At 70.5% G+C, this 20,356-nt stretch carries 16 protein-coding genes; all 16 read left to right on the top strand.

Annotated elements, in window-relative coordinates; translation table 11 throughout:
* Positions 1-369 precede the first annotated feature (369 nt).
* The 16 genes from ABFX50_RS47235 (at position 370) to proB (ending at position 20,342) form a co-directional block, all read left to right on the top strand.
* Entirely contained in the window at positions 370-1,659 is a 1,290-nt protein-coding gene (locus ABFX50_RS47235) for a bifunctional folylpolyglutamate synthase/dihydrofolate synthase (protein ID WP_346157014.1), read from the top strand.
* On the top strand, positions 1,656-1,997 hold the full coding sequence (locus tag ABFX50_RS47230) for a DUF4233 domain-containing protein (RefSeq protein WP_346157010.1): 342 nt from the start codon (positions 1,656-1,658) through the stop codon (positions 1,995-1,997). Before ABFX50_RS47235 ends, ABFX50_RS47230 begins: the two co-directional genes overlap by 4 nt.
* A gap of 11 nt (positions 1,998-2,008) precedes the next feature.
* Complete coding sequence (locus tag ABFX50_RS47225; protein ID WP_346157009.1) at positions 2,009-4,144, top strand: hypothetical protein; 2,136 nt, start codon at positions 2,009-2,011, stop codon at positions 4,142-4,144.
* 100 nt (positions 4,145-4,244) lie between these two features.
* Complete coding sequence (ndk, locus tag ABFX50_RS47220) at positions 4,245-4,655, top strand: nucleoside-diphosphate kinase (RefSeq protein ID WP_183647470.1); 411 nt, start codon at positions 4,245-4,247, stop codon at positions 4,653-4,655.
* Between the two features lie 772 nt (positions 4,656-5,427).
* Positions 5,428-6,459, top strand: coding sequence for a rod shape-determining protein (locus ABFX50_RS47215; protein WP_183647467.1), 1,032 nt, complete (start codon positions 5,428-5,430; stop codon positions 6,457-6,459).
* Between the two features lies 1 nt (position 6,460).
* Complete coding sequence (mreC, locus tag ABFX50_RS47210) at positions 6,461-7,339, top strand: rod shape-determining protein MreC (protein ID WP_346157005.1); 879 nt, start codon at positions 6,461-6,463, stop codon at positions 7,337-7,339.
* The gene (gene mreD / locus ABFX50_RS47205) at positions 7,336-7,800 is read left to right on the top strand and encodes a rod shape-determining protein MreD (RefSeq protein ID WP_183647458.1); all 465 of its coding nucleotides are present in this window, start codon (positions 7,336-7,338) and stop codon (positions 7,798-7,800) included. Before mreC ends, mreD begins: the two co-directional genes overlap by 4 nt.
* 5 nt (positions 7,801-7,805) lie before the next feature.
* On the top strand, positions 7,806-9,830 hold the full coding sequence (mrdA, locus tag ABFX50_RS47200; protein WP_346157003.1) for a penicillin-binding protein 2: 2,025 nt from the start codon (positions 7,806-7,808) through the stop codon (positions 9,828-9,830).
* Positions 9,827-10,987, top strand: a complete 1,161-nt coding sequence (gene rodA / locus ABFX50_RS47195; RefSeq protein WP_346157001.1) for a rod shape-determining protein RodA — start codon at positions 9,827-9,829, stop codon at positions 10,985-10,987. Before mrdA ends, rodA begins: the two co-directional genes overlap by 4 nt.
* Positions 10,988-11,007: 20 nt before the next feature.
* Positions 11,008-12,918, top strand: coding sequence for a TIGR03960 family B12-binding radical SAM protein (locus ABFX50_RS47190; protein WP_183647452.1), 1,911 nt, complete (start codon positions 11,008-11,010; stop codon positions 12,916-12,918).
* Between the two features lie 93 nt (positions 12,919-13,011).
* Positions 13,012-13,770 (top strand): TIGR03936 family radical SAM-associated protein, encoded by a 759-nt coding sequence (locus ABFX50_RS47185; protein ID WP_183647448.1) that lies wholly within the window; start codon positions 13,012-13,014, stop codon positions 13,768-13,770.
* Between the two features lie 448 nt (positions 13,771-14,218).
* A complete protein-coding gene (locus tag ABFX50_RS47180; protein ID WP_428834732.1) occupies positions 14,219-16,786 on the top strand; it encodes an Rne/Rng family ribonuclease in 2,568 nt (855 codons plus the stop codon).
* 278 nt (positions 16,787-17,064) lie between these two features.
* Positions 17,065-17,367, top strand: a complete 303-nt coding sequence (gene rplU, locus ABFX50_RS47175; protein WP_183647442.1) for a 50S ribosomal protein L21 — start codon at positions 17,065-17,067, stop codon at positions 17,365-17,367.
* 15 nt (positions 17,368-17,382) lie between these two features.
* Positions 17,383-17,640, top strand: a complete 258-nt coding sequence (rpmA, locus tag ABFX50_RS47170; protein ID WP_090773491.1) for a 50S ribosomal protein L27 — start codon at positions 17,383-17,385, stop codon at positions 17,638-17,640.
* A gap of 220 nt (positions 17,641-17,860) precedes the next feature.
* Complete coding sequence (obgE, locus tag ABFX50_RS47165; RefSeq protein WP_183647439.1) at positions 17,861-19,213, top strand: GTPase ObgE; 1,353 nt, start codon at positions 17,861-17,863, stop codon at positions 19,211-19,213.
* Positions 19,214-19,223: 10 nt separating this feature from the next.
* Entirely contained in the window at positions 19,224-20,342 is a 1,119-nt protein-coding gene (gene proB / locus ABFX50_RS47160; RefSeq protein WP_379504304.1) for a glutamate 5-kinase, read from the top strand.
* Positions 20,343-20,356 lie beyond the last annotated feature (14 nt).

Genomic DNA, 20,356 nt, shown 5'->3' with positions numbered 1-20,356 from the left:
GGGAGGGTGTGGGAGAGTAGGTCGCCGCCGCGCAATCTTTGTATGGAAGGGCTTCACCCGTTGGGTGGGGCCCTTTCTGCATTTCCGGGGTCATTTCTGTTGTCCGGGCGGGCTTCGGATACGTGCGCTCGTTCCGTCTGCTCTCGTCTCTTCGCACTGCGCCCAGACCGTGCGAACGCGGGGCGTGGGAAGACTCGGATGCGGGCGCTCGTCCTGTCTGCTCGCGTCTCTCCGCGCTGCGCCCAGACCGTACGAGGCGCGGGGCGTGGGGAAGGCCACGTGGGCGCACGCGGCGCTGGCGGGGGAAGGGCCGGCGGCAGGAGCGGATAGGCTTGTCAGGTGGATTATCGTGCGGTCGAGCGGGCCATCATGGAACGCGGCGTCGAGTGGGACTTCGAGCCGACGCTGGACAGAATCGTGGCCCTTCTGGACCTGCTCGGCTCCCCACAACAGGCCTACCCCGTCGTGCACATCGCGGGAACGAACGGCAAGACCAGCACGGCGCGGCTGACCGAGGTGCTGCTCAGGGAGCGCAACCTGCGGGTCGGGCGGTTCACGAGCCCGCACCTGGTCTCGATGCGCGAGCGCATCGTGGTCGACGGCGAGCCGTTGAGCGAGGAGCGGTTCGCGGAGGTGTACGAGGAGATCGCCCCGTACGTCGAGCTGACCGACACCCAGGGCCGGCGCATCCAGTTCTTCGAGTTGCTGACGGCCATGGCGTACGCCGCCTTCGCGGACACACCGGTCGACGTCGCGGTGATCGAGACGGGGATGGGCGGCAGCTGGGACGCCACGAACGTGGTGGAGTCGGCCGTCTCCGTCATCACGCCGATCTCGCTGGACCACACCGACAGGCTGGGGCCCGACATCCCCTCCATCGCGGGGGAGAAGGCGGGCATCATCAAGGCGGGCTCCACCACGATCTTCGCCCAGCAGGACCTGGAGGCCGCCGAGGTGCTCATGCGCAGGGCGGTCGAGGTGGGCGCCGTCGTGGCGCGTGAAGGGCTCGAGTTCGGTGTGCTGAGCCGTGAGGTGGCGCTCGGCGGGCAGCTGCTCACCCTGCGCGGCCTCAAGGGCGTCTACGAGGACGTCTATCTCCCCCTGTACGGCGCGCACCAGGCGAGCAACGCCGTGTGCTCCCTGGCGGCCGTGGAAGCCCTCACAGGGGGTGACGACCCGCTCGACGTCGAGCTCGTACGGCAGGCCTTCGCCCAGGCGTCCTCACCCGGACGGCTGGAAGTGGTCCGCACGAGTCCCACGGTCATCATCGACGCCGCCCACAACCCCGGAGGCATGGAGGCCACGCTCGACGGCCTGCACGAGTCCTTCGACTTCGCCAAGGTGATCGGCGTCGTGGCGGTCATGGCGGACAAGGACGTCAGCGCGCTCCTCGAGCTCCTGGAGCCGATACTGGAGGAGATCGTCGTCACCCGTAACTCCTCGCCCCGCTCGATGCCTCTGGAGGAGCTGGCCGAGCTGGCCGTGGGCATGTTCGGCGAGGACCGCGTCCACGTGGTCGAACGGCTCGACGACGCCATCGACAGGGGCATCGGCATCGCCGACGCGGCCGGCGAGTTCAGCGGGACCGGCGTGCTCATCACGGGCTCCGTGGTCACCGCGGGCGACGCGCGCCTGCTGCTGAAGGTGGACAAGCCATGAACTTCGAGGTGACCCCCGGCATGCGGCGGCTGGGCGCGAGCGTCCTCGGCATGCAGGCGATCGTGGTGGCGCTGATCACCCCGGTGGCCATCAGGATCCAGGGCGTTTCCGTGCCCGTGGCCGTCACTGTGGGCATCGGGCTGGCCGTGCTGTGCGTGGTCGCCGCGGGGCTGCTCAAGCGGCCCTCCGGGTACGTGGTCGGCAGCCTGGTGCAGGTGCTGGCCATCGCCACGGGCTTCCTCGTGCCCATGATGTTCTTCCTCGGGGCGATCTTCGCGGCGCTGTGGATCACGGCGATATTCGTCGCTCGCCGTGTCGAAGGCGTGACTTCCCGCTAAAGTCGGCGAACATGGCCGTCCCCCCCATCGAGCGGTCCCAGGCCGTCGGCCTCGCCGGACCCCTCACAGGCACCAGGCACTCCTGGCTGCTTGACCTCATACTCGGGCTGCTGATCGTCGCGGCGCTGCCCCTGGCGATCCTCGCGATCCCCAACACCGTCTCGCTCGTCGCCGGGCTGCTGCCCGCCGACATGGACAAGCTCGGCCTCATCAGGGCACACGGGCTCGCCCTGCCCGCGATGATGCTCACAGTGCCGCTCGCCGCGGTGCTGGTGCAGCGCATGAAGGCGGCTCCCATCCTGCTCGTCGGCCTGGCCGTGCTGGCGGCGGCCGACGCGGCGGGCGGGTTCGCGGGCTCCGCGCTCGTCGTGGGCGTGCTGCGAGTCGTCCACGGGGTGGGCGCCGGCCTGCTGATCCCCGCGCTGCTGATGGCGGCGTGGGAGCGGGCGCCGCTGCTGCGGGCGCTGTGGACGGGCATGCTGGCAGTCAGCCTCCTCGCCGCTCAGGCGCTGGCGCTGCTGCCGCTCGACAACGCGCGCGACTGGCGGGTCACGCTGCAGCCGTACCCGATGTTGACCGGGGTCGCGCTCACGCTGGCCGCGATCTACCTCGCGCTCAGCGTGGCGACGGGCGCCATGAGCACGCCGGGGCCCCGGGCCATCGAGCGCAGCAAGCTGACGTTGACCGCCGTGCCCGCCGCGGGCCTGGCCGTGCTGGCCATCGGCACCACGTTCGGGTGGCCGCCTCCGCTGGTCATCCTGGCGGCGCTGTTCTCGATCGCGGCGCTGCTCACTCTGGCCTCGATCGGCACGTTCGAGGGACCCGCGGGGCGCACGTTGTCCTACGCGATGCTCGCCGTCGGCGTGGTCGTGCTGCCGACGGCCGCTCAGGTCACATACATGGAACTGGGCGGGGTGGGCGGCCCTGGGCTCAAGGGCCTGTGGCTGCCGTTCCTCGTCTGCGCGGTGGCGGGGGCGGCGGCGGCGCTGGTCGTCGGGCTGCTCGACAGGGCCTCGATGCAGAAGCTGTCAGGGGCCGGGCTCGTCACGGTCGTGCTGGGGTTGTGCGCGGTGCGGGTGATGGTCCCCGCCAGCGAGGGCCTCACGCTGATCGTGCCGTTCGTGCTGCTCGCCGTGGGCGCGGCGGTGGCGCTGACCGCCGCCCTGCGCATGACGGGGCCAGGCGCCGCGCTCTACGGGCTGTCGCTGTGCTTCCCCGGCGTGCTGGCCGGGTACCTGCTCGGCACAGGCGTGCAGATGGTGCTGCTGGGCAGGCCGACGTCGCCGCAGCAGCTGGTCGACAGGTTCGTGGGCGCGCTCCACCTGTGGGTGCTCATCGCCGGGTTCCTGGTGGTGGCGGTCATCATGCTGGCGGCGCTGCTCGGACGGCGCACCGCGGTGCGGAGCTCCGGCGCTCCGGAGCCTGCCGGTGGCCCGGTCCCGGAGACGCCTGAGAGGCCGGTGCCGGCCGCCGGGGCGTCCGACGTGCTGGTGGTGCCCGGGCAGACGGAGGCGGCAGGGCGCAGGCCGTACGACACGCTGCCGACGGTGGAGGCCGATCAACGCCATGGCCTGGAGCGGCCAGGGGCCGCGGGCTCCGACAGCAGGGCCGACGAGGCGGGTGATCCTGTCAGCACCCTGTCCGGCGGGCAGGGGGACGGATCGGTAGGGGACGAGGAGAAGGACGCGCCCACGGGAGAGATTCCCCGCGTGCCGGCCGCGCGCGTGAGGCCGTCGGCCGGGGCGTCTCACACGTCGGCCTCTGGGGAGCGCCCCTCCGGCGGCACGGCGTCGGGCGAGGGCAGCGGGGACGCTGTCCCGCGCGAGGGCGTTCCGGACGGCGCGCCGCGTGCCCAGCCCGACGGCGCCTCACGCGACGGCCCGGCCGCCAGGGCCTCGGCGGACGGTTCTCCGGCAGGCAGAGGCTCGGCGGATGGCTCCTCGGCAGGCAGGGCCTCGGCGGACGGTTCCCTGGTCGGCAAGGGGTCGGAAGACGGACCCTCCGGCGACGGAGGCTCCGTGGACGGTTCCTCGGCGGATGGGGGCCCGACCGGCGGCGACGAGCCTGAGCGGCAGGGTGAAGGGACGGGTTCGACACCGGTCGTCCCGCCGCCCACGCAGTCGCCAGAAGCCTCCGAGCCCGACTAGGTGAGCGCCGTCGAGCACGGGGAATTCGTGTGGGGGCGGTAAGCTTCGCGCGTTCGCCGCATTTCGCGACCAAGACATCCAGTTCAAAGGAGAACCACCAGTGTCCGAGCGCACTCTTGTCCTGATCAAGCCCGACGGGGTGAAGCGCGGTCTCATCGGTGACGTGATCGCTCGTATCGAGCGCAAGGGCCTCAAGATCGCGGCCATGGAGCTGCGCCACCTCGACGCCGAGACCGCCAAGGCCCACTACGCCGAGCACTCCGAGCGGCCGTTCTTCGGCGAGCTGGTGGAGTTCATCACCTCCGCGCCGCTGGTGGCGCTGGTGGTCGAGGGCCCGCGCGCGATCGAGGCCTTCCGTTCGCTGGCCGGCCTGACCGACCCGGTGAAGTCGGCTCCCGGCACGATCCGCGGCGACCACGCGCTGGAGATCGGCGAGAACGTCGTCCACGGGTCCGACTCGCCTGAGTCCGCCGCCCGTGAGATCAAGATCTTCTTCCCGGACCGCTTCTAGAGGTCCCTCTGAACGCCGGCCCGCTTGGTGCGGGTCGGCGTTTTTTGTTGTGTACGGCAAGCCCACCCAAGCGCCCCCGTGCTCACCGGCCGGGCTCTGTCCAGGGGACGCTCCTCGAGACCCGCAGGCCGGGCGCCGCTACGGACCACGCCGAGCCCACGCGGCGAGGCCTCCGGGGCCGCAGGGAGCCACGACGGGAGCTGGAGGACTGCCCGAGAGGAGCCGAGACGGCCCAAGGCAGGGGCGGCTCATAGCGCAGGCTCAGGGCGCGAGGCAAAGCTCCGGGCTTGCAGTGGGCTTTCGGGCTCGGCTCAGGTCGAAGGCAAGGCTTCAGGTTGGCGCGGTGCGGCGAGGCTTCGAGTGGGGGAGAGCGGGGCTCAGGGCGCGGGGGAAAGGCTTCCAGGGTCAGGGAGCGGGGCGCGAGGGTTTCCGGGGGCGGGGAGCGGGGCGCGGGGTTTTCCGGCGGACGTGGGCTGTAAGGCGGACTTTCCTTCGGTCGGATTCGGAAAAGTGAGGTTCGGCGGGCGTGGGAGAGATCTGGGCGGGGTTTGGGGTGACATTACGGTCGGCGGCACCTAGTGACCTTCGCCGCAGGCGATGGGGTGGCGCCGTTGCCGAAGTGGGCTATGTGGGCAAACGGGTGGTGGCGAAGAGGCGGGGAGTTTTTTGTGGGCCGTCAGCGGTCATTGCTCTCTCAGGTGGGTACGTCACGTTACGATTCGAATGCGATCCGTAATTATTAGCGGACGACGTTACGGAAGGCTCGTTCCCCATGGGCAGCAAGCTCGCCTTTCTCGGCCGTGACATGGCGGTCGACCTTGGCACCGCCAACACGTTGGTATACGTGCGTGGCCGCGGAATCGTGCTCAACGAGCCGTCCGTCGTCGCGATCAACACCACTACGGGCAAGATCGTGGCGGTGGGGATCGAGGCCAAGCGGATGATCGGCCGCACGCCCGGCAACATCGTGGCCGTACGACCACTCAAAGACGGAGTGATCGCCGACTTCGACGTGACAGAACGGATGTTGCGCTATTTCATCCAGCGCGTCCACAAGCGCCGGCACTTCGCCAAGCCGCGCATCATCATCGCCGTGCCCAGTGGCATCACCGGTGTCGAGCAGCGGGCGGTGAAGGAGGCCGGATACCAGGCCGGCGCGCGCAAGGTCTACATCGTCGAGGAGCCCATGGCCGCCGCGATCGGCGCGGGGCTGCCCGTGCACGAGCCGACCGGCAACATGGTCGTCGACATCGGCGGCGGCACCACCGAGGTGGCGATCATCTCGATGGGCGGCGTGGTGACCAGCCAGTCGATCAGGGTCGGCGGCGACGAGCTCGACCAGGCGGTGATCACCTTCGCCAAGAAGGAGCACTCCCTGATGCTCGGAGAGCGCACCGCCGAGGAGATCAAGATGGCGATCGGCTCCGCCCGTCCCTCTCACGACGAGCTCCACGCCGAGATCCGCGGGCGTGACCTGGTGAGCGGGCTGCCCAAGACGATCGTGGTGTCGGCGGAGGAGATCAGGAGGGCGATCGAGGAGCAGGTCAACTCCATCGTCGACGCGGTGAAGACCACGCTCGACAAGTGCCCGCCCGAGCTGTCGGGCGACCTCATGGACCGCGGCATCGCCCTGACGGGTGGCGGCGCGCTGCTCAAGGGGCTGGACGAGCGGTTGAGAGACGAGACGGGCATGCCTGTGCACATGGTGGAGAACCCGCTCGACTCGGTCGCGCTCGGCTCGGGCAAGTGCGTGGAGGAGTTCGAGGATCTCAGCTCCGTGCTCGTCCCGGAACCGCGTCACTGACATGAGGGACACGCGCCGGGCCCGGCTCATTCTCGGTCTGCTGCTCACCGCGGCACTGGTCGTCCTGACCATCGATCACCGCACGGGCGTGAGTTCGCCGCTGGGCCCCGCGCGAGGGGCCGGCGCCTCGCTGTTCGGCACGGCCGAGCAGGTCGTCACCGGCATCACGCGGCCGGTGGGGGAGTTCGTCAGCGCCGTCGCGAACTCCACCAGCGCCCAGCGCAGGATCGAGGAGCTCGAGGGGCAGAACGCCAGGCTCCGCGCCGACCTGGCGGCCTCGGCCCTCGACAGGGCCCGCTCGGCCGAGCTGCGCCGGCTGATCGGCACCTCGCAGCGCGGCGGCTTCACGGTCGTCACCGCCAGCGTGATCGCCCGCAGGGGCCATCCCGGCTTCGAGGACGCGGTCGAGATCGACGCGGGCACCGACGACGGCGTGCGGCCCGAGATGACGGTCGTCAACGCCGACGGGCTGGTCGGCAGGGTCGTGCAGGCCACGGCGCGGACCTCCACCGTGGTGCTGCTGAGCGACCCCGCCTCCTCGGCGGGCGCGCGCCTCGAGGGCGGCAACGAGATCGGCGTCATCAACGGCGTGGGCGAGTACGGCAGGCTGGTGCGTTTCCGGCTGCTCGACTCGACCGCGCAGCTCACCCCGGGCACGCGCATCGTCAGCTTCGGTTCCCAGCGCGGCGTGCCGTACGTGCCGGGGGTGCCGATCGGGGTGATCGAGCAGGTGGAGGCGACGCCGGGGGAGCTGACACGCATCGCCTACGCGCGCCCCTTCGCCAACCTCAGCGGGCTCGACGTGGTGGGTGTCGTGGTGGCCGCGCCCAAGCGTGACCCGCGCGACGCGGTACTGCCCATCAGGGACGGTCAGCGGTGATCGCCGCGATAGCGGTGGTCGCCGCCCTGCTGCTCCAGCTCACCATCGTCAACAGGCTGTCGCTGCCCGCGGGCGGCGTGCCCGACCTGGTCCTGCTCGTCGTGGTCGGCGTCGCGCTGGCCAGAGGGCCGGCCGCCGGCGCGGTGATCGGGTTCGGCACGGGGATCCTGGTCGACCTGGCGCCGCCGACCGCGCACATGCTCGGGCAGTACGCCTTCGTCTACACCGTGGTCGGCTACCTGGCGGGACGCGGCGTCGGCGGGCCGGTCTGGACCGTCGTGCTGTGCGTGCTGGCGGCGCCGCTGCTGGCCGCGGCCGTGGCGGGGCTGATCGCCGACCCTCGCGTGGCGAGCGCGTCGCTGGCGCTGTCGCTGCCGGTGACCGCGGTCTACTCGCTCCTGATGGCCCCCGTGGTGGTCTGGCTGGTGGCAGGCGACCGAGCGCGGGTGATCCCGGCGTGATCCGCATGCGCACCCGACTCGTCGTGCTCCACGTGCTGGTGCTGACGATGCTCGTGGTGCTGGCCGTACGGCTGTGGCAGGTCCAGATTCTGCGCGGTGACGAGTTCGTCCACGCCGCCACGGAGACCAGGACCAGGGCCGTCGTCGTGCCGGCCGTGCGGGGGCAGATCCTCGACGCGTCGGGGCGGCCGCTGGTGCGCAACAGGACGGCGCTGGTGGTGTCGGTCGACAGGACCGAGCTCATCAGGATGAAGGACGGCGGAGCGGCCGTGCTCAAGCGGCTGTCCGAGGTGCTCGGCAGCCCGGTCAGGCTGCTGGAGCGCCGCATCACGCCGTGCGGGCCGAGGGTGACCAGGCCGTGCTGGCCAGGCTCGCCGTACCAGCCGATCCCGATCGACCTGAAGGCCACCACGCGCGAGGCGCTGCAGATCCTCGAGCGCCAGGAGGAGTTCCCCGGCGTGACCGCCGAGGTGCAGGCCGTACGGGAGTATCCGGGAGGGAAGGCGGGCGCGCAGATGCTCGGATACCTGCAGCCGGTCACCCAGGACGAGCTGGACAAGCGCGAGGGGCTGAAGGCGGGGTTCTCCGGCGTCGACCTGGTCGGCAGGGACGGCGTGGAGGCGATCTACGACCACTACCTGCGCGGCACGCCAGGCCTGCGGCGGGTGCAGGTCGACAGGATGGGCAAGGCGCTCGGCGTGGAGAAGCAGGTGGCGCCCATTCCCGGCGACACGCTCATCACCAGCGTCGACGCGCGGGTGCAGAACATCGTGGAGAAAGCCGTGGACGGGGCGATGAAGAAGGCCCCGAAGGCCGACGGCGCGGCGGGCGTCGTGCTCGACGCCCGCACCGGCAGGGTGGTGGCGCTGGCCAGCGCGCCGGGCTACGACCCCGCGATCTGGACGGGCGGCATCTCGGAGAAGGAGTACCAGCGCCTGCTGTCGGAGCGCGCGGGCAAGCCGCTGGTCTCGCGGGCCATCAAGGGGGAGTTCGCTCCTGGCTCGACGTTCAAGGTGTCGTCGGTCTCGGCGATGCTGCGCGCGGGCTACCCGATCAACGGCACGTACGGCTGTCCCGGCTCGTTCATGGTGGGCAGCAGGGCGTTCAACAACTTCCGCGGCATCGGGCTCGGCTCGCTGACGCTGCACACGGCGCTGGTGAAGTCGTGCGACACGATCTTCTACAAGGCGGCCTACGAGCAGTGGATCAAGGACGGCGGACTGCGGCCCAAGAAGCCGCCGAAGGAGCGCTTCGCCAACATGGCGAGGGCCTTCGGGTTCGGCCGTCCGACGGGCATCGACCTGCCGGGGGAGTCGGCGGGGCGCATCCCCGACCGCACGTGGAAGAAGAACCTGTGGGCGGCCACGAGCGCCGACAACTGCCGCAGGGCGCGCATCGGCTACCCGGAGGTCACCGACAGGTCGCGAGCGGCCTTCCTCAAGCAGCTGGCCCACGAGAACTGCCTGGAGGGCTACCTGCTGCGTCCGGGTGACGCGGCCAACTTCTCCATCGGGCAGGGCGACGTGCTGGTCACACCGCTGCAGCTGGCCTCCGCCTACGCGGCGCTGGTCAGCGACGGCAAGCTGCGCAGCCCCAGGATCGGATGGGCGCTGGTACGGCCGGGCGGCCAGGTGGTCAAGCGCATCGACGTCCCCGTCAGGGGCAAGCTGCCGCTGAGCCCGAGCGAGCGGGCCTACATCAAGAACGCCCTCAGCCAGGTGGCCTCGGACGGCACCGCGGCGGGCGCGTTCTCGGGCTTCCCGATGGACAAGGTGAAGGTCGGCGGCAAGACCGGCACGGCCGAGGTGTGGGGCAAGGCCGACACCTCGTGGTTCGCCTCGTTCGCCCCGACCTCCAAGCCGCGCTTCGTGGTCGTGGTCATGGTCTCGCAGGGCGGCATGGGCGGCTCCACGGCGGCGCCCGCCGTACGGGAGATCTACGAGGGCATCTACGGGCTCAAGGGGGAGCCTCCCGCGATCCCCGACACCAAGCTGCCGACCATCAGGAGCGACGGCACGGTGGCGCGATGATGGACCGCACGCTCCTGGAGCGCCGTCATCCCTTCGCCCGTGCGGTGGGCGCGCAGTCGAACGTGTGGCGCATCGACTGGGTGCTGCTGGTGGCGGTCGCCGCGTTGTGCGTGATCGGCACGCTGCTGGTGTGGTCCTCGACCCGTACCTGGGCGGCCGGCTCCACGGGGCTGGTCAAGAAGCACATGCTCAACCTGGCGATCGGCGCGGTCCTGTGCGGGCTGGTGACGATGGTCGACCACCGGCTGCTGCGGGCCTACGCGCCCGTGGTCTATCTGGTGACGCTGATCGGGCTGGTGCTGGTCGTCACCCCGGTCGGCACCACGGTCAACGGGTCGCACTCGTGGATCATGCTGGGTGGCGGGTTCGCCATCCAGCCGTCGGAGTTCGCCAAGCTGGGCCTGGTGCTGATGCTGGCGATGCTGCTGGCCCAGCCCGCCGAGGGCACCGACAGGCCCCGCGCGCTCGACGTGGTGCTGTCGCTGCTGTCAGCGGTGGTGGCGATGGGCCTGGTCATGCTCCAGCCCGACCTCGGCACCACGCTGGTGCTCGCGGTGATCATCGCGGGCGCGCTGATCCTCGGGGGCGTGCAGAAGCGGTGGATCCTGCTGCTGGCCTTCTCCGTGGTGGTGGCGGCGGTGGCGGTGTGGCTGCTCGATCTGCTGGAGCCGTACCAGGTGGCCCGGTTCACCGCCTTCATCGACCCGGGCGTCGACCCGCGGGGGGTCGGTTACAACAGCACCCAGTCGCTGATCGCGATCGGCTCGGGCGAGCTGTTCGGCAAGGGGCTGTTCGAGGGTGGGCAGACGACCGGCAGGTTCGTGCCCGAGCAGCACACCGACTTCATCTTCACGGTGGCGGGCGAGGAGTTCGGCTTCCTCGGCTCGGTCACGGTGGTGGTCCTGCTGGGCGTGGTGCTGCTGCGCGGGCTGCACATCGCCAAGCAGTGCGACGACCGCTTCGGCACGCTGGTGGCGGGCTCGATCGTGTGCTGGCTGGGTTTCCAGTCGTTCGTGAACATCGGGATGACGGTCGGAATCATGCCGATCACGGGCCTGCCGCTGCCGTTCGTCTCCTACGGTGGCACCTCCACCTTCGCCAACCTGATAGCCGTCGGGTTCCTTCAGGCCATCCGGATCAGGGAACAGTCCTTCTGACACCGACTACCCTTGGTGCTATGTCTGTCGAGTCACTGTTCCCACGCCTGGAAGCGCTGCTGCCCAAGGTGCAGAAGCCGATCCAGTACGTCGGGGGTGAGCTCAACTCGACGGTGAAGGACTGGGACGAGGCCTCCGTGCGCTGGGCGCTCATGTACCCCGACGCCTACGAGGTGGGCCTGCCCAACCAGGGCGTGGCGATTCTCTACGAGATCCTCAACGAGCTGCCCGACACGCTGGCCGAGCGCACCTACTCGGTCTGGCCCGACCTCGAGGCGCTCATGCGTGCCGAGGGCGTGCCGCAGTTCACCGTGGACGGCCACCGCCCCGTGCGCGCCTTCGACGTGCTCGGCGTCTCGTTCTCCACCGAGCTGGGCTACACCAACATGCTGACCGCGCTCGACCTGGCGGGCATCCCGCTCGCCGCCGTCGACCGCGGTGACGACGACCCGATCGTGCTGGCCGGCGGGCACGCCGCCTTCAACCCAGAACCGATCGCCGACTTCCTCGACGCGGCCGTGCTCGGCGACGGCGAGCAGATCGCCATCGCCATCAGCGAGGTCGTCCGCGAGTGGAAGTCCGAGGGCAGCCCAGGAGGACGCGACGAGCTGCTCATGCGGCTGGCCGAGTCCGGCGGGGTCTACGTGCCCAAGTTCTACGACGTCGAGTACCACCCCGACGGGCGCATCAAGCGTGTCGCGCCCAACAGGCCCAACGTGCCGTGGCGGGTGCACAAGCACACCGTCATGGACCTCGACGAGTGGCCGTATCCGAAGAAGCCGCTGGTCCCGCTGGCCGAGACGGTCCACGAGCGCTTCAGCGTCGAGATCTTCAGAGGCTGCACCCGCGGCTGCAGGTTCTGCCAGGCCGGCATGATCACCCGCCCGGTCCGCGAGCGGTCGATCACCACGATCGGCGCGATGGTCGAGAACGGCATCCGCGAGTCGGGCTTCAACGAGGTCGGGCTGCTGTCGCTGTCGTCGGCCGACCACTCCGAGATCGGCGCGGTCGCCAAGGGCCTGGCCGACCGCTACGAGGGCACGAACACCTCGCTCTCGCTGCCTTCGACCAGGGTCGACGCCTTCAACATCGACCTGGCCAACGAGTTCTCGCGCAACGGCCGCCGCTCCGGCCTGACCTTCGCTCCCGAGGGCGGCTCCGAGCGCATGCGCAAGGTGATCAACAAGATGGTCACCGAGGAAGACCTGATCCGCACCGTCACCACGGCCTACAGCCAGGGCTGGCGGCAGGTGAAGCTCTACTTCATGTGCGGCCTGCCCACCGAGCGCGACGAAGACGTGATGGGCATCGCCGACCTGGCCAAGAAGGTCATCAAGGCCGGCAGGGAGGCGACGGGCTCGCGCGACATCCGCTGCACGGTCTCCATCGGCGGGTTCGTGCCCAAGCCGCACACCCCGTTCCAGTGGGCCGCGCAGGCCGACCACGAGACCGTCGACCGGCGGCTCAGGGCGCTGCGCGAGTCGCTGCGTGGTGACAGGGAGTACGGCAAGGCCATCGGCTACCGTTACCACGACGGCAAGCCCTCGATCGTGGAAGGCCTGCTCTCGCGCGGCGACCGCAGGGTCGGCGCGGTCATCAGGGCGGTCTGGGAGGACGGCGGCCGTTTCGACGGCTGGAGCGAGCACTTCTCCTACGAACGCTGGATGGCGGCGGCGGAGAAGACCGGGGTCGGGGTCGACTGGTACACCACGCGCGAACGCGAGGAGAACGAGGTCCTTCCGTGGGACCACCTCGACGCGGGCCTCGACCGCGAGTGGCTCTGGCAGGACTGGAAGGACGCCGTCAACGAGACGGAGGTCGAGGACTGCCGGTGGACCCCGTGCTACGACTGCGGCGTCTGCCCCACGATGGGCACCGAGATCCAGATCGGTCCCACAGGTAAGAAACTGCTGCCGCTTACTGTGGTATAGACACGGCCTTATCCTGGAACCAAGAAACTCTGACACGGGAAGGAAGACGACGCTCTGAAGCCTGTTCCCGAGGGGCCTCCGCCCGCGCCGACGGTGCAGCGCCTACGCGTGCGCTACGCCAAGCGCGGTCGCCTGCGCTTCACCAGCCACCGCGACATCTCGCGGGCCGTCGAGAGGGCGGTCCGCCGTGCCGGCATTCCGGTCGCTTTCAGCGCGGGTTTCTCTCCCCATCCGAAGATCTCCTACGCGGGGGCGGCGCCGACCGGTGTCGCCAGCGAGGCCGAGTATCTCGAGCTCGGTCTGACCGAGCCGTGCGATCCCGACAGGATCCGCGCGGAGCTCGACGCCTCGCTTCCTCCCGGCCTCGACGTGATCGACGTCGTCGAGGCGCGTTCGGGAGCGCTCGCCGACCGGCTGGAGGGATCGGCATGGGAGCTGAGGCTGCCAGGCGCCGACGCCGAGCTCGCGCGCGTGGCGGTGGAGAAGTTCCTCACCGCCGGCACCGTCGAGGTCGAACGCCTCACCAAGAAGGGGATGCGGCGTTTCGACGCCCGCGAGGCGGTGCTGACACTGGCTTCAGAAGGAACTGCAGCTCAGGTGCCCGGACAGTCGTGTGTCATACTGCGCATGGTTGTTCGGCACATGACGCCTGCCGTTCGACCCGACGACGTGCTCACGGGCCTGCGCCTTGTGGCCGACTTCGCGCCGCCGGTCCCCCCCGAGGTGACCAGGCTGGCGCAGGGGCCGCTCGACGCGGTATCCGGTGAACCCGCCGACCCGCTCGACCTTGACCGCGACACGATGCGCGGCGGCGAAGCGGAGCCGGCAGGCGCGCACGGCGCCGGTCAATGAGGAATGTGCTGAGGGACCGCCGTCACTCGTGACATGGCGGTCCGATGAGCCCGTCCTCATGGATTGGGAAGGCTTTGCGAGCCCCGCACGGTGGCGGGGTTCGGAGGGCTCGACCGCTGACAGGACTTGGCGCCCGCGCCTTTCGCAAGGTGCGGGCGGACAACGAGACACGATGGCTCCTGCGCGGCGCGGCGACGCGCCCGGGGGCTGACGGGAGAGCGCCCGCATGCTCGACAACGAGCCCAACGCCGGGGCCCATGGCCCTGACGGGGACACAACACAACAGCCCACCACGCCCAAGCGCCGGCGCGCGGCGAGCAGGCCCGCGGGCCCGCCGCCGGAGATCGACGACGCTCCCGCGGTAGTGGTCACCACGCAGGCTTCCGGGGGTCCGGGGGCCGCGTCAACCGATTTTCCGCCAACCGACGGCGGGGCCGAGGAAGCGTCCGTGACGACGACTCCGGGTACGGCAGGCGTCGTCGAGGAGGCCGTGGCCGAGGCCGTCGAGGAGCCCGCGCCGAAGCGGGCCACCAGGTCCAGGTCGACCGCCACCACGACCACGCGCCGCCGTACCAGCAAGAAGGCCGCAGAAGCCGCTGAGAGCGCGGCTGAGGCCGTGCCTGCGCAGGTCGTGGCCGGTGACACCGAGGCGGAGTCCGCAGGCCTTGTCGCCGCGCAGGAGGCCGGCGAGCAGGCCGTCGTGGAGGAGGCCGCGCCCAAGCGGCGCCGCACCCGCAAGAAGCCCGAGCCCGAGCAGGAGCCCGTGTCGCCGGTCGAGGCCGTCGTCGCCGAGGAACTGCTCGAGACGCTGCCGGAGAGCGAGCCGCTCGACGACGAGCCCGCCGGTGAGGACCTCGACGAGGAGCCGGTCACCAGGCCCGCGCTGTTCGTCGACCCGTTCGGGCTCTCGCCGCAGGCGGCTCAGGAGACCGGCGCCGCCTTCCAGCGTCCCGCCGCCGTCTTCACCCCGCTGTTCCAGGCGCCCGACCCCAGCCAGGCCCAGCCTGTCAGGGTGGAGCCGCCGCAGCCGGTGAAGCCGCCGCAGGCCGACGAGGCCGACTCGCAGTTCGGCGAGGAGGCGGCCGAGGAGACCGACGAGGACGTCGACACCGACGACACCGACCACGAGGACGACGGCGGCAGCCGTCGCCGTCGCCGCCGCAGGGGCGGCAGAGGCAGGGGCAAGTCCCGCGAGCGCGACGACGAGTCCGACTCCGACGACTCCGACGAGCAGGAGGAGTCCGACGACAGCGGCGAGGAGGCCGAGGAGGCCCACGCCGAGGAGGAGGAGAGCTCCAGCTCGCGCCGTCGCAGGCGCAGGCGGCGCAGGGGCGGCGACGAGGTCGCCGAGGTGGCCACCGACGACCCGCCCAACACCGTCGTGCGCATCCGCGCGCCGCGCACCGGCAGGTCGAGCGCGCTCGACACCTCCGCCGACGGCGTGCAGAGCGTGCGCGGCTCGACCCGCCTGGAGGCCAAGAAGCAGCGCCGCCGCGAGGGGCGCGAGCTGGGCCGCCGCAGGCCGCCGATCATCACCGAGTCGGAGTTCCTCGCCAGGCGCGAGTCCGTCGACAGGATGATGGTGGTGCGCCGCAACGGCGACCGCACCCAGATCGCGGTCCTCGAGGACGGCATCCTCGTCGAGCACTACGTCAACCGCGAGGCCAGCCAGTCGTACGTGGGCAACGTCTACCTCGGCAAGGTGCAGAACGTGCTGCCCTCGATGGAGGCGGCCTTCGTCGACATCGGCAAGGGGCGCAACGCCGTCCTGTACGCCGGTGAGGTGAACTTCGACACCGCGGGGCTCGAGGGCCAGCCCAAGCGCATCGAGGCGGCGCTGAAGTCGGGCCAGTCGGTCCTGGTGCAGGTCACCAAGGACCCGATGGGCCACAAGGGCGCCAGGCTCACCAGCCAGATCTCGCTGCCCGGCCGCTACCTGGTCTACGTGCCCGACGGGTCGATGACGGGCATCAGCCGCAAGCTGCCCGACAAGGAGCGCACGCGGCTCAAGAGCATCCTGAAGAAGGTCATGCCGGAGAACGCCGGCGTGATCGTGCGCACGGCCGCCGAGGGCGCTTCCGAGGAGGAGCTCGGCCGCGACGTGGCCAGGCTGTCGGCGCAGTGGGAGGCCATCCAGAAGAAGGCCAAGTCCGCCAGCCCGCCCGAGCTGCTGTCCTCCGAGCCCGACCTGACCATCAGGGTCGTCCGCGACGTGTTCAACGAGGACTTCTCCTCGCTGGTCGTGCAGGGTGAGGACGCGTGGGACACGGTCGAGGAGTACGTCAAGTACGTCGCGCCGCACCTGGCCGACCGGTTGGCCAGGTGGGACGAGGACGGCGACGTCTTCGAGACCTACAGGATCGACGAGCAGCTGGCCAAGGCGATGGATCGCAAGGTGTGGCTGCCCTCGGGCGGCTCGCTGGTGATCGACCGCACCGAGGCGATGACCGTCGTCGACGTCAACACCGGCAAGTTCACCGGGCAGGGCGGCAACCTCGAGGAGACCGTCACCCGCAACAACCTGGAGGCGGCCGAGGAGATCGTCCGCCAGCTCAGGCTGCGCGACATCGGCGGCATCATCGTCATCGACTTCATCGACATGGTCCTGGAGTCCAACCGTGACCTGGTGCTGCGGCGGATGCTCGAGTGCCTGGCGCGCGACAGGACCAAGCACCAGGTCGCGGAGGTCACCTCGCTCGGTCTGGTCCAGATGACCCGTAAGAGGGTCGGACAGGGCCTGCTGGAGGCCTTCTCGACGCCATGTGAGTGCTGCAACGGGCGGGGCCTGATCGTCTCGGCCGAGCCGGTCGAGGGCAAGCCGGAGCCGCGCGGCACGCAGGGCAAGATGGCGGTGGAGAAGGCGGTCGCCGAGAAGGTCTCCGCGGCCAACGACTCCGCCAGCCGTGATACCGTGACCGGTGCGCTTGAAGACGTTCCCGGCTCGGAGGACGACCAGGCGAACCAGACTTCCGGCAGGGGGCGGAGACGCTCCCGCCGTGCCAAGTCGGCCGATTAGCGCCGTCTTCGGCGGCGCCCCGCCCCAGCGGGGCGCCAACCGGGCCGGCTTTTCCCACATGGCGGCGTGACCTCCCCCTTCGGGGGTTGGGGCGCCACCGGGTGAGGCTGGCTTGTCCGACGATCCGACCGGTTCGACCGGGGGCCGGGAATCCGGTAACCTAGTCAATCGGTGCGTCCGGTGACGCGCCCTGTTCGCGCGCCCACTCGGTTCGTCGTTTCCAGACAGCAATCGAATGCCGGGCGCAGCATTCAGAGAGTCAGCAGAAGGGTTCCGCGGTGTACGCGATCGTTCGTTGCGGCGGCAGGCAGCAGAAGGTCTCCGTCGGTGACGTCCTCGAGGTGGACAAGGTCGCCGGCGAGGTTGGTTCTTCGGTTTCGCTGCCGACGGTGCTCGTCGTCAACGATGGCGACGTGACCACGGAGGCGGGCAAGTTCCTGGTGAGCGCCGAGATTCTCGGTGAGACCAAGGGCCCCAAGATCCGCATCCTCAAGTACAAGAACAAGACCGGTTACAAGAAGCGCCAGGGTCACCGCCAGCGGTACACCCAGGTGAAGATCACCGGTATCAACCAGGCCTGATCGGGAGTTGTAGAGATGGCACACAAGAAGGGCGCGTCGTCCACCCGGAACGGCCGTGACTCCAACGCCCAGCGCCTGGGCGTCAAGCGCTTCGGCGGCCAGCTGGTCAACGCGGGCGAGATCATCGTCCGTCAGCGTGGCACCCACTTCCACCCCGGCGACAACGTCGGTCGTGGTGGCGACGACACACTGTTCGCACTGGCCGCGGGCCACGTGCAGTTCGGCCTCAAGCGCGGCCGTCGCGCCGTGAGCATCGTCCCGGTCGCGGAGTAAATCCGCCGCCGCAGGACGTTGTAACGAGGGGTGGATCGTTCCGGTCCACCCCTCGTTCGCGTTCAGAGGGTCCCGCGGGGCTCTCGGGTACGGCACGCGGCACCGACCGCGTAACGGTGGCCAGCCACGTGCGCCGCAGGAGCGTCTCCCTGGAGGGGCGCCGGCCACGTGACAAGGGTGGGCCGTGGTCGGCCTGCCGTACAAGATGGAGAGAAGAGCTGTGGCGGATTTCGTGGACCAGGTGGTCCTGCACATCAGGGCAGGCGACGGCGGGAACGGCTGCGCCTCCGTCCACCGCGAGAAGTTCAAGCCGCTCGGCGGCCCTGACGGGGGCAACGGCGGCAGGGGCGGCGACGTCATCCTCGAGGTCGACCCCAACACCGCCACGCTGCTCGACTACCACCGCCGCCCGCACCGCAAGGCAGACAACGGCAAGCAGGGGCAGGGCAGCAACAGGGAGGGCGCCAACGGTGCCGACGTGGTCCTTCCCGTGCCCAACGGCACCGTGGTCAAGGACGCCAAGACCGGTGAGGTCCTGATCGACCTCGTCGGCATGGGCACCCGCTACGTGATCGCCCAGGGCGGTCACGGCGGGCTCGGCAACGCGGCGCTGGCCAACTCCAAGCGCAAGGCGCCCGGATTCGCGCTGCTCGGTGAGCCCGGCGACGCGCTCGACGTCATGCTGGAGCTCAAGAGCGTCGCCGACGTGGCGCTGGTGGGCTTCCCGAGCGCGGGCAAGTCGTCGCTGATCGCCGCGCTCAGCGCGGCCAGGCCGAAGATCGCCGACTACCCGTTCACCACGCTGATCCCCAACCTGGGCGTGGTCACCGCAGGCGAGACCGTGTTCACGGTGGCCGACGTGCCGGGGCTGATCCCCGGGGCCTCGCAGGGCAAGGGGCTCGGGCACGAGTTCCTGCGCCACGTGGAGCGCTGCGACATGCTCGTGCACGTCATCGACTGCGCGACCATGGAGCCGGGCCGCGACCCGATCACCGACTACGAGGTGATCGAGGCCGAGCTGCACGCCTACGGCAAGCTCGAGGACAGGCCCAGGATGGTCGTGCTCAACAAGGCCGACGTGCCCGACGCCAGGGAGCTGGCCGACATCGTCCGCGCCGACCTGCAGGAGCGCGGGCTGAAGGTCTTCACCGTCTCCGCCGCCACGCACGAGGGCCTGCGCGAGCTGACCTTCGCCATGGGCGAGTGGGTGGCCGCCGCCAGAGCGGCCAGGCCGGTCGAGGAGCCCACCAGGCTGGTGCTGCGGCCCAAGCAGCTCGGCGCGGCGACCTTCGCGGTCCGCAAGGTCAACGACAACCTCTTCCAGGTCACCGGCGAGAAGCCGGAGCGCTGGATCAGGCAGACCGACTTCACCAACGACGAGGCCGTGGGCTACCTCGCCGACCGCCTGGAGCGGCTGGGCGTCGAGGAGGAGCTGGTCAAGGCGGGGGCGACGGCCGGCGCCGAGGTGGTCATCGGCTCGATGGACGACGGCTACATCTTCGACTGGCAGCCCACGCTCAACGCCGAGTCGATCAACTCGGGGCCGCGAGGGACGGACAACAGGCTCGGATAGGCTGCAGCTCGTGCGCGAACAGATCAGCTCAGCGTCGAGGGTCGTCGTCAAGGTGGGCTCCTCCTCGCTCACCACTCCCCAGGGCGTGATCGACGTCGACAGGGTCGACGCGCTGGTCGACGTGCTGGCGGCGCGGCGCCGTACCGGCACGCAGATCGTGCTCGTCTCCTCGGGCGCGATCGCGGCCGGCCTCGGCCCGCTGGGGCTGTCGGCGCGCCCGCGCGACCTGGCCACCCAGCAGGCCGCCGCCTCCGTCGGCCAGGGCGTCCTGGTCGCGCGCTACACCTCCTCCTTCGCCAGGTACGGCCTGCGCGTCGGCCAGGTGCTGCTGACGGCCGACGACATGATGCGCCGCTCCCACCACGCCAACGCGCAGCGCACGCTGAGCAGGCTGCTGGAGCTGGGCATCATGCCGGTCGTCAACGAGAACGACACGGTGGCCACCGACGAGATCCGCTTCGGCGACAACGACCGGCTGGCGGCCCTGGTGGCCCATCTCATCCACGCCGACGCGCTGGTGCTGCTGTCGGACGTCGACGCGCTCTACGACGGCCCGCCTTCGAGGGCGGGCTCCAGACGCCTGGCCGAGGTCAGGGGCCCCGACGACCTGGTAGGCGTCGAGCTGGGCAAGAACGGAGCGGCGGTCGGCACCGGCGGCATGGTCACCAAGGTGCAGGCCGCGCGCATCGCGACGGGCGCGGGTGTGCCCGTGGTGCTCACCGCCGCCGCGCACGCCGCCCAGGCGCTGGCGGGCGCCGACGTCGGCACCTTCTTCCACCCGGGCGGCAGGCACCCCGGCACCAGGCTGCTGTGGCTGGCGCACGCGACCACCGGCCGCGGACGGATCACTCTGGACGAGGGCGCGGTCGAGGCGGTCGTCACGCGCCGCAAGTCGCTGCTGCCCGCGGGCGTGGTGTCGGTGGAGGGTGACTTCGCCGCGGGCGACCCCGTGGACCTGTGCGGACCGCGCGGCCGCGTGGTGGCGCGCGGGCTGGTGAACTTCGACGCGGGCGAGATCCCCGGCCTGATGGGACGCTCCACCAGAGAGCTGGCCAGCACGCTCGGTCCGGAATATGAACGCGAGCTCATCCACCGCGACGACATCGTCATACTGGAGTCCCACAGCTAGTGAGAGGCAGGGCG

Origin of the sequence: Nonomuraea recticatena (assembly GCF_039533245.1) — a bacterium.
In the GTDB taxonomy this organism is placed as follows: domain Bacteria; phylum Actinomycetota; class Actinomycetes; order Streptosporangiales; family Streptosporangiaceae; genus Nonomuraea; species Nonomuraea roseola.
This window is presented reverse-complemented; position numbering and strand designations above follow the sequence as displayed.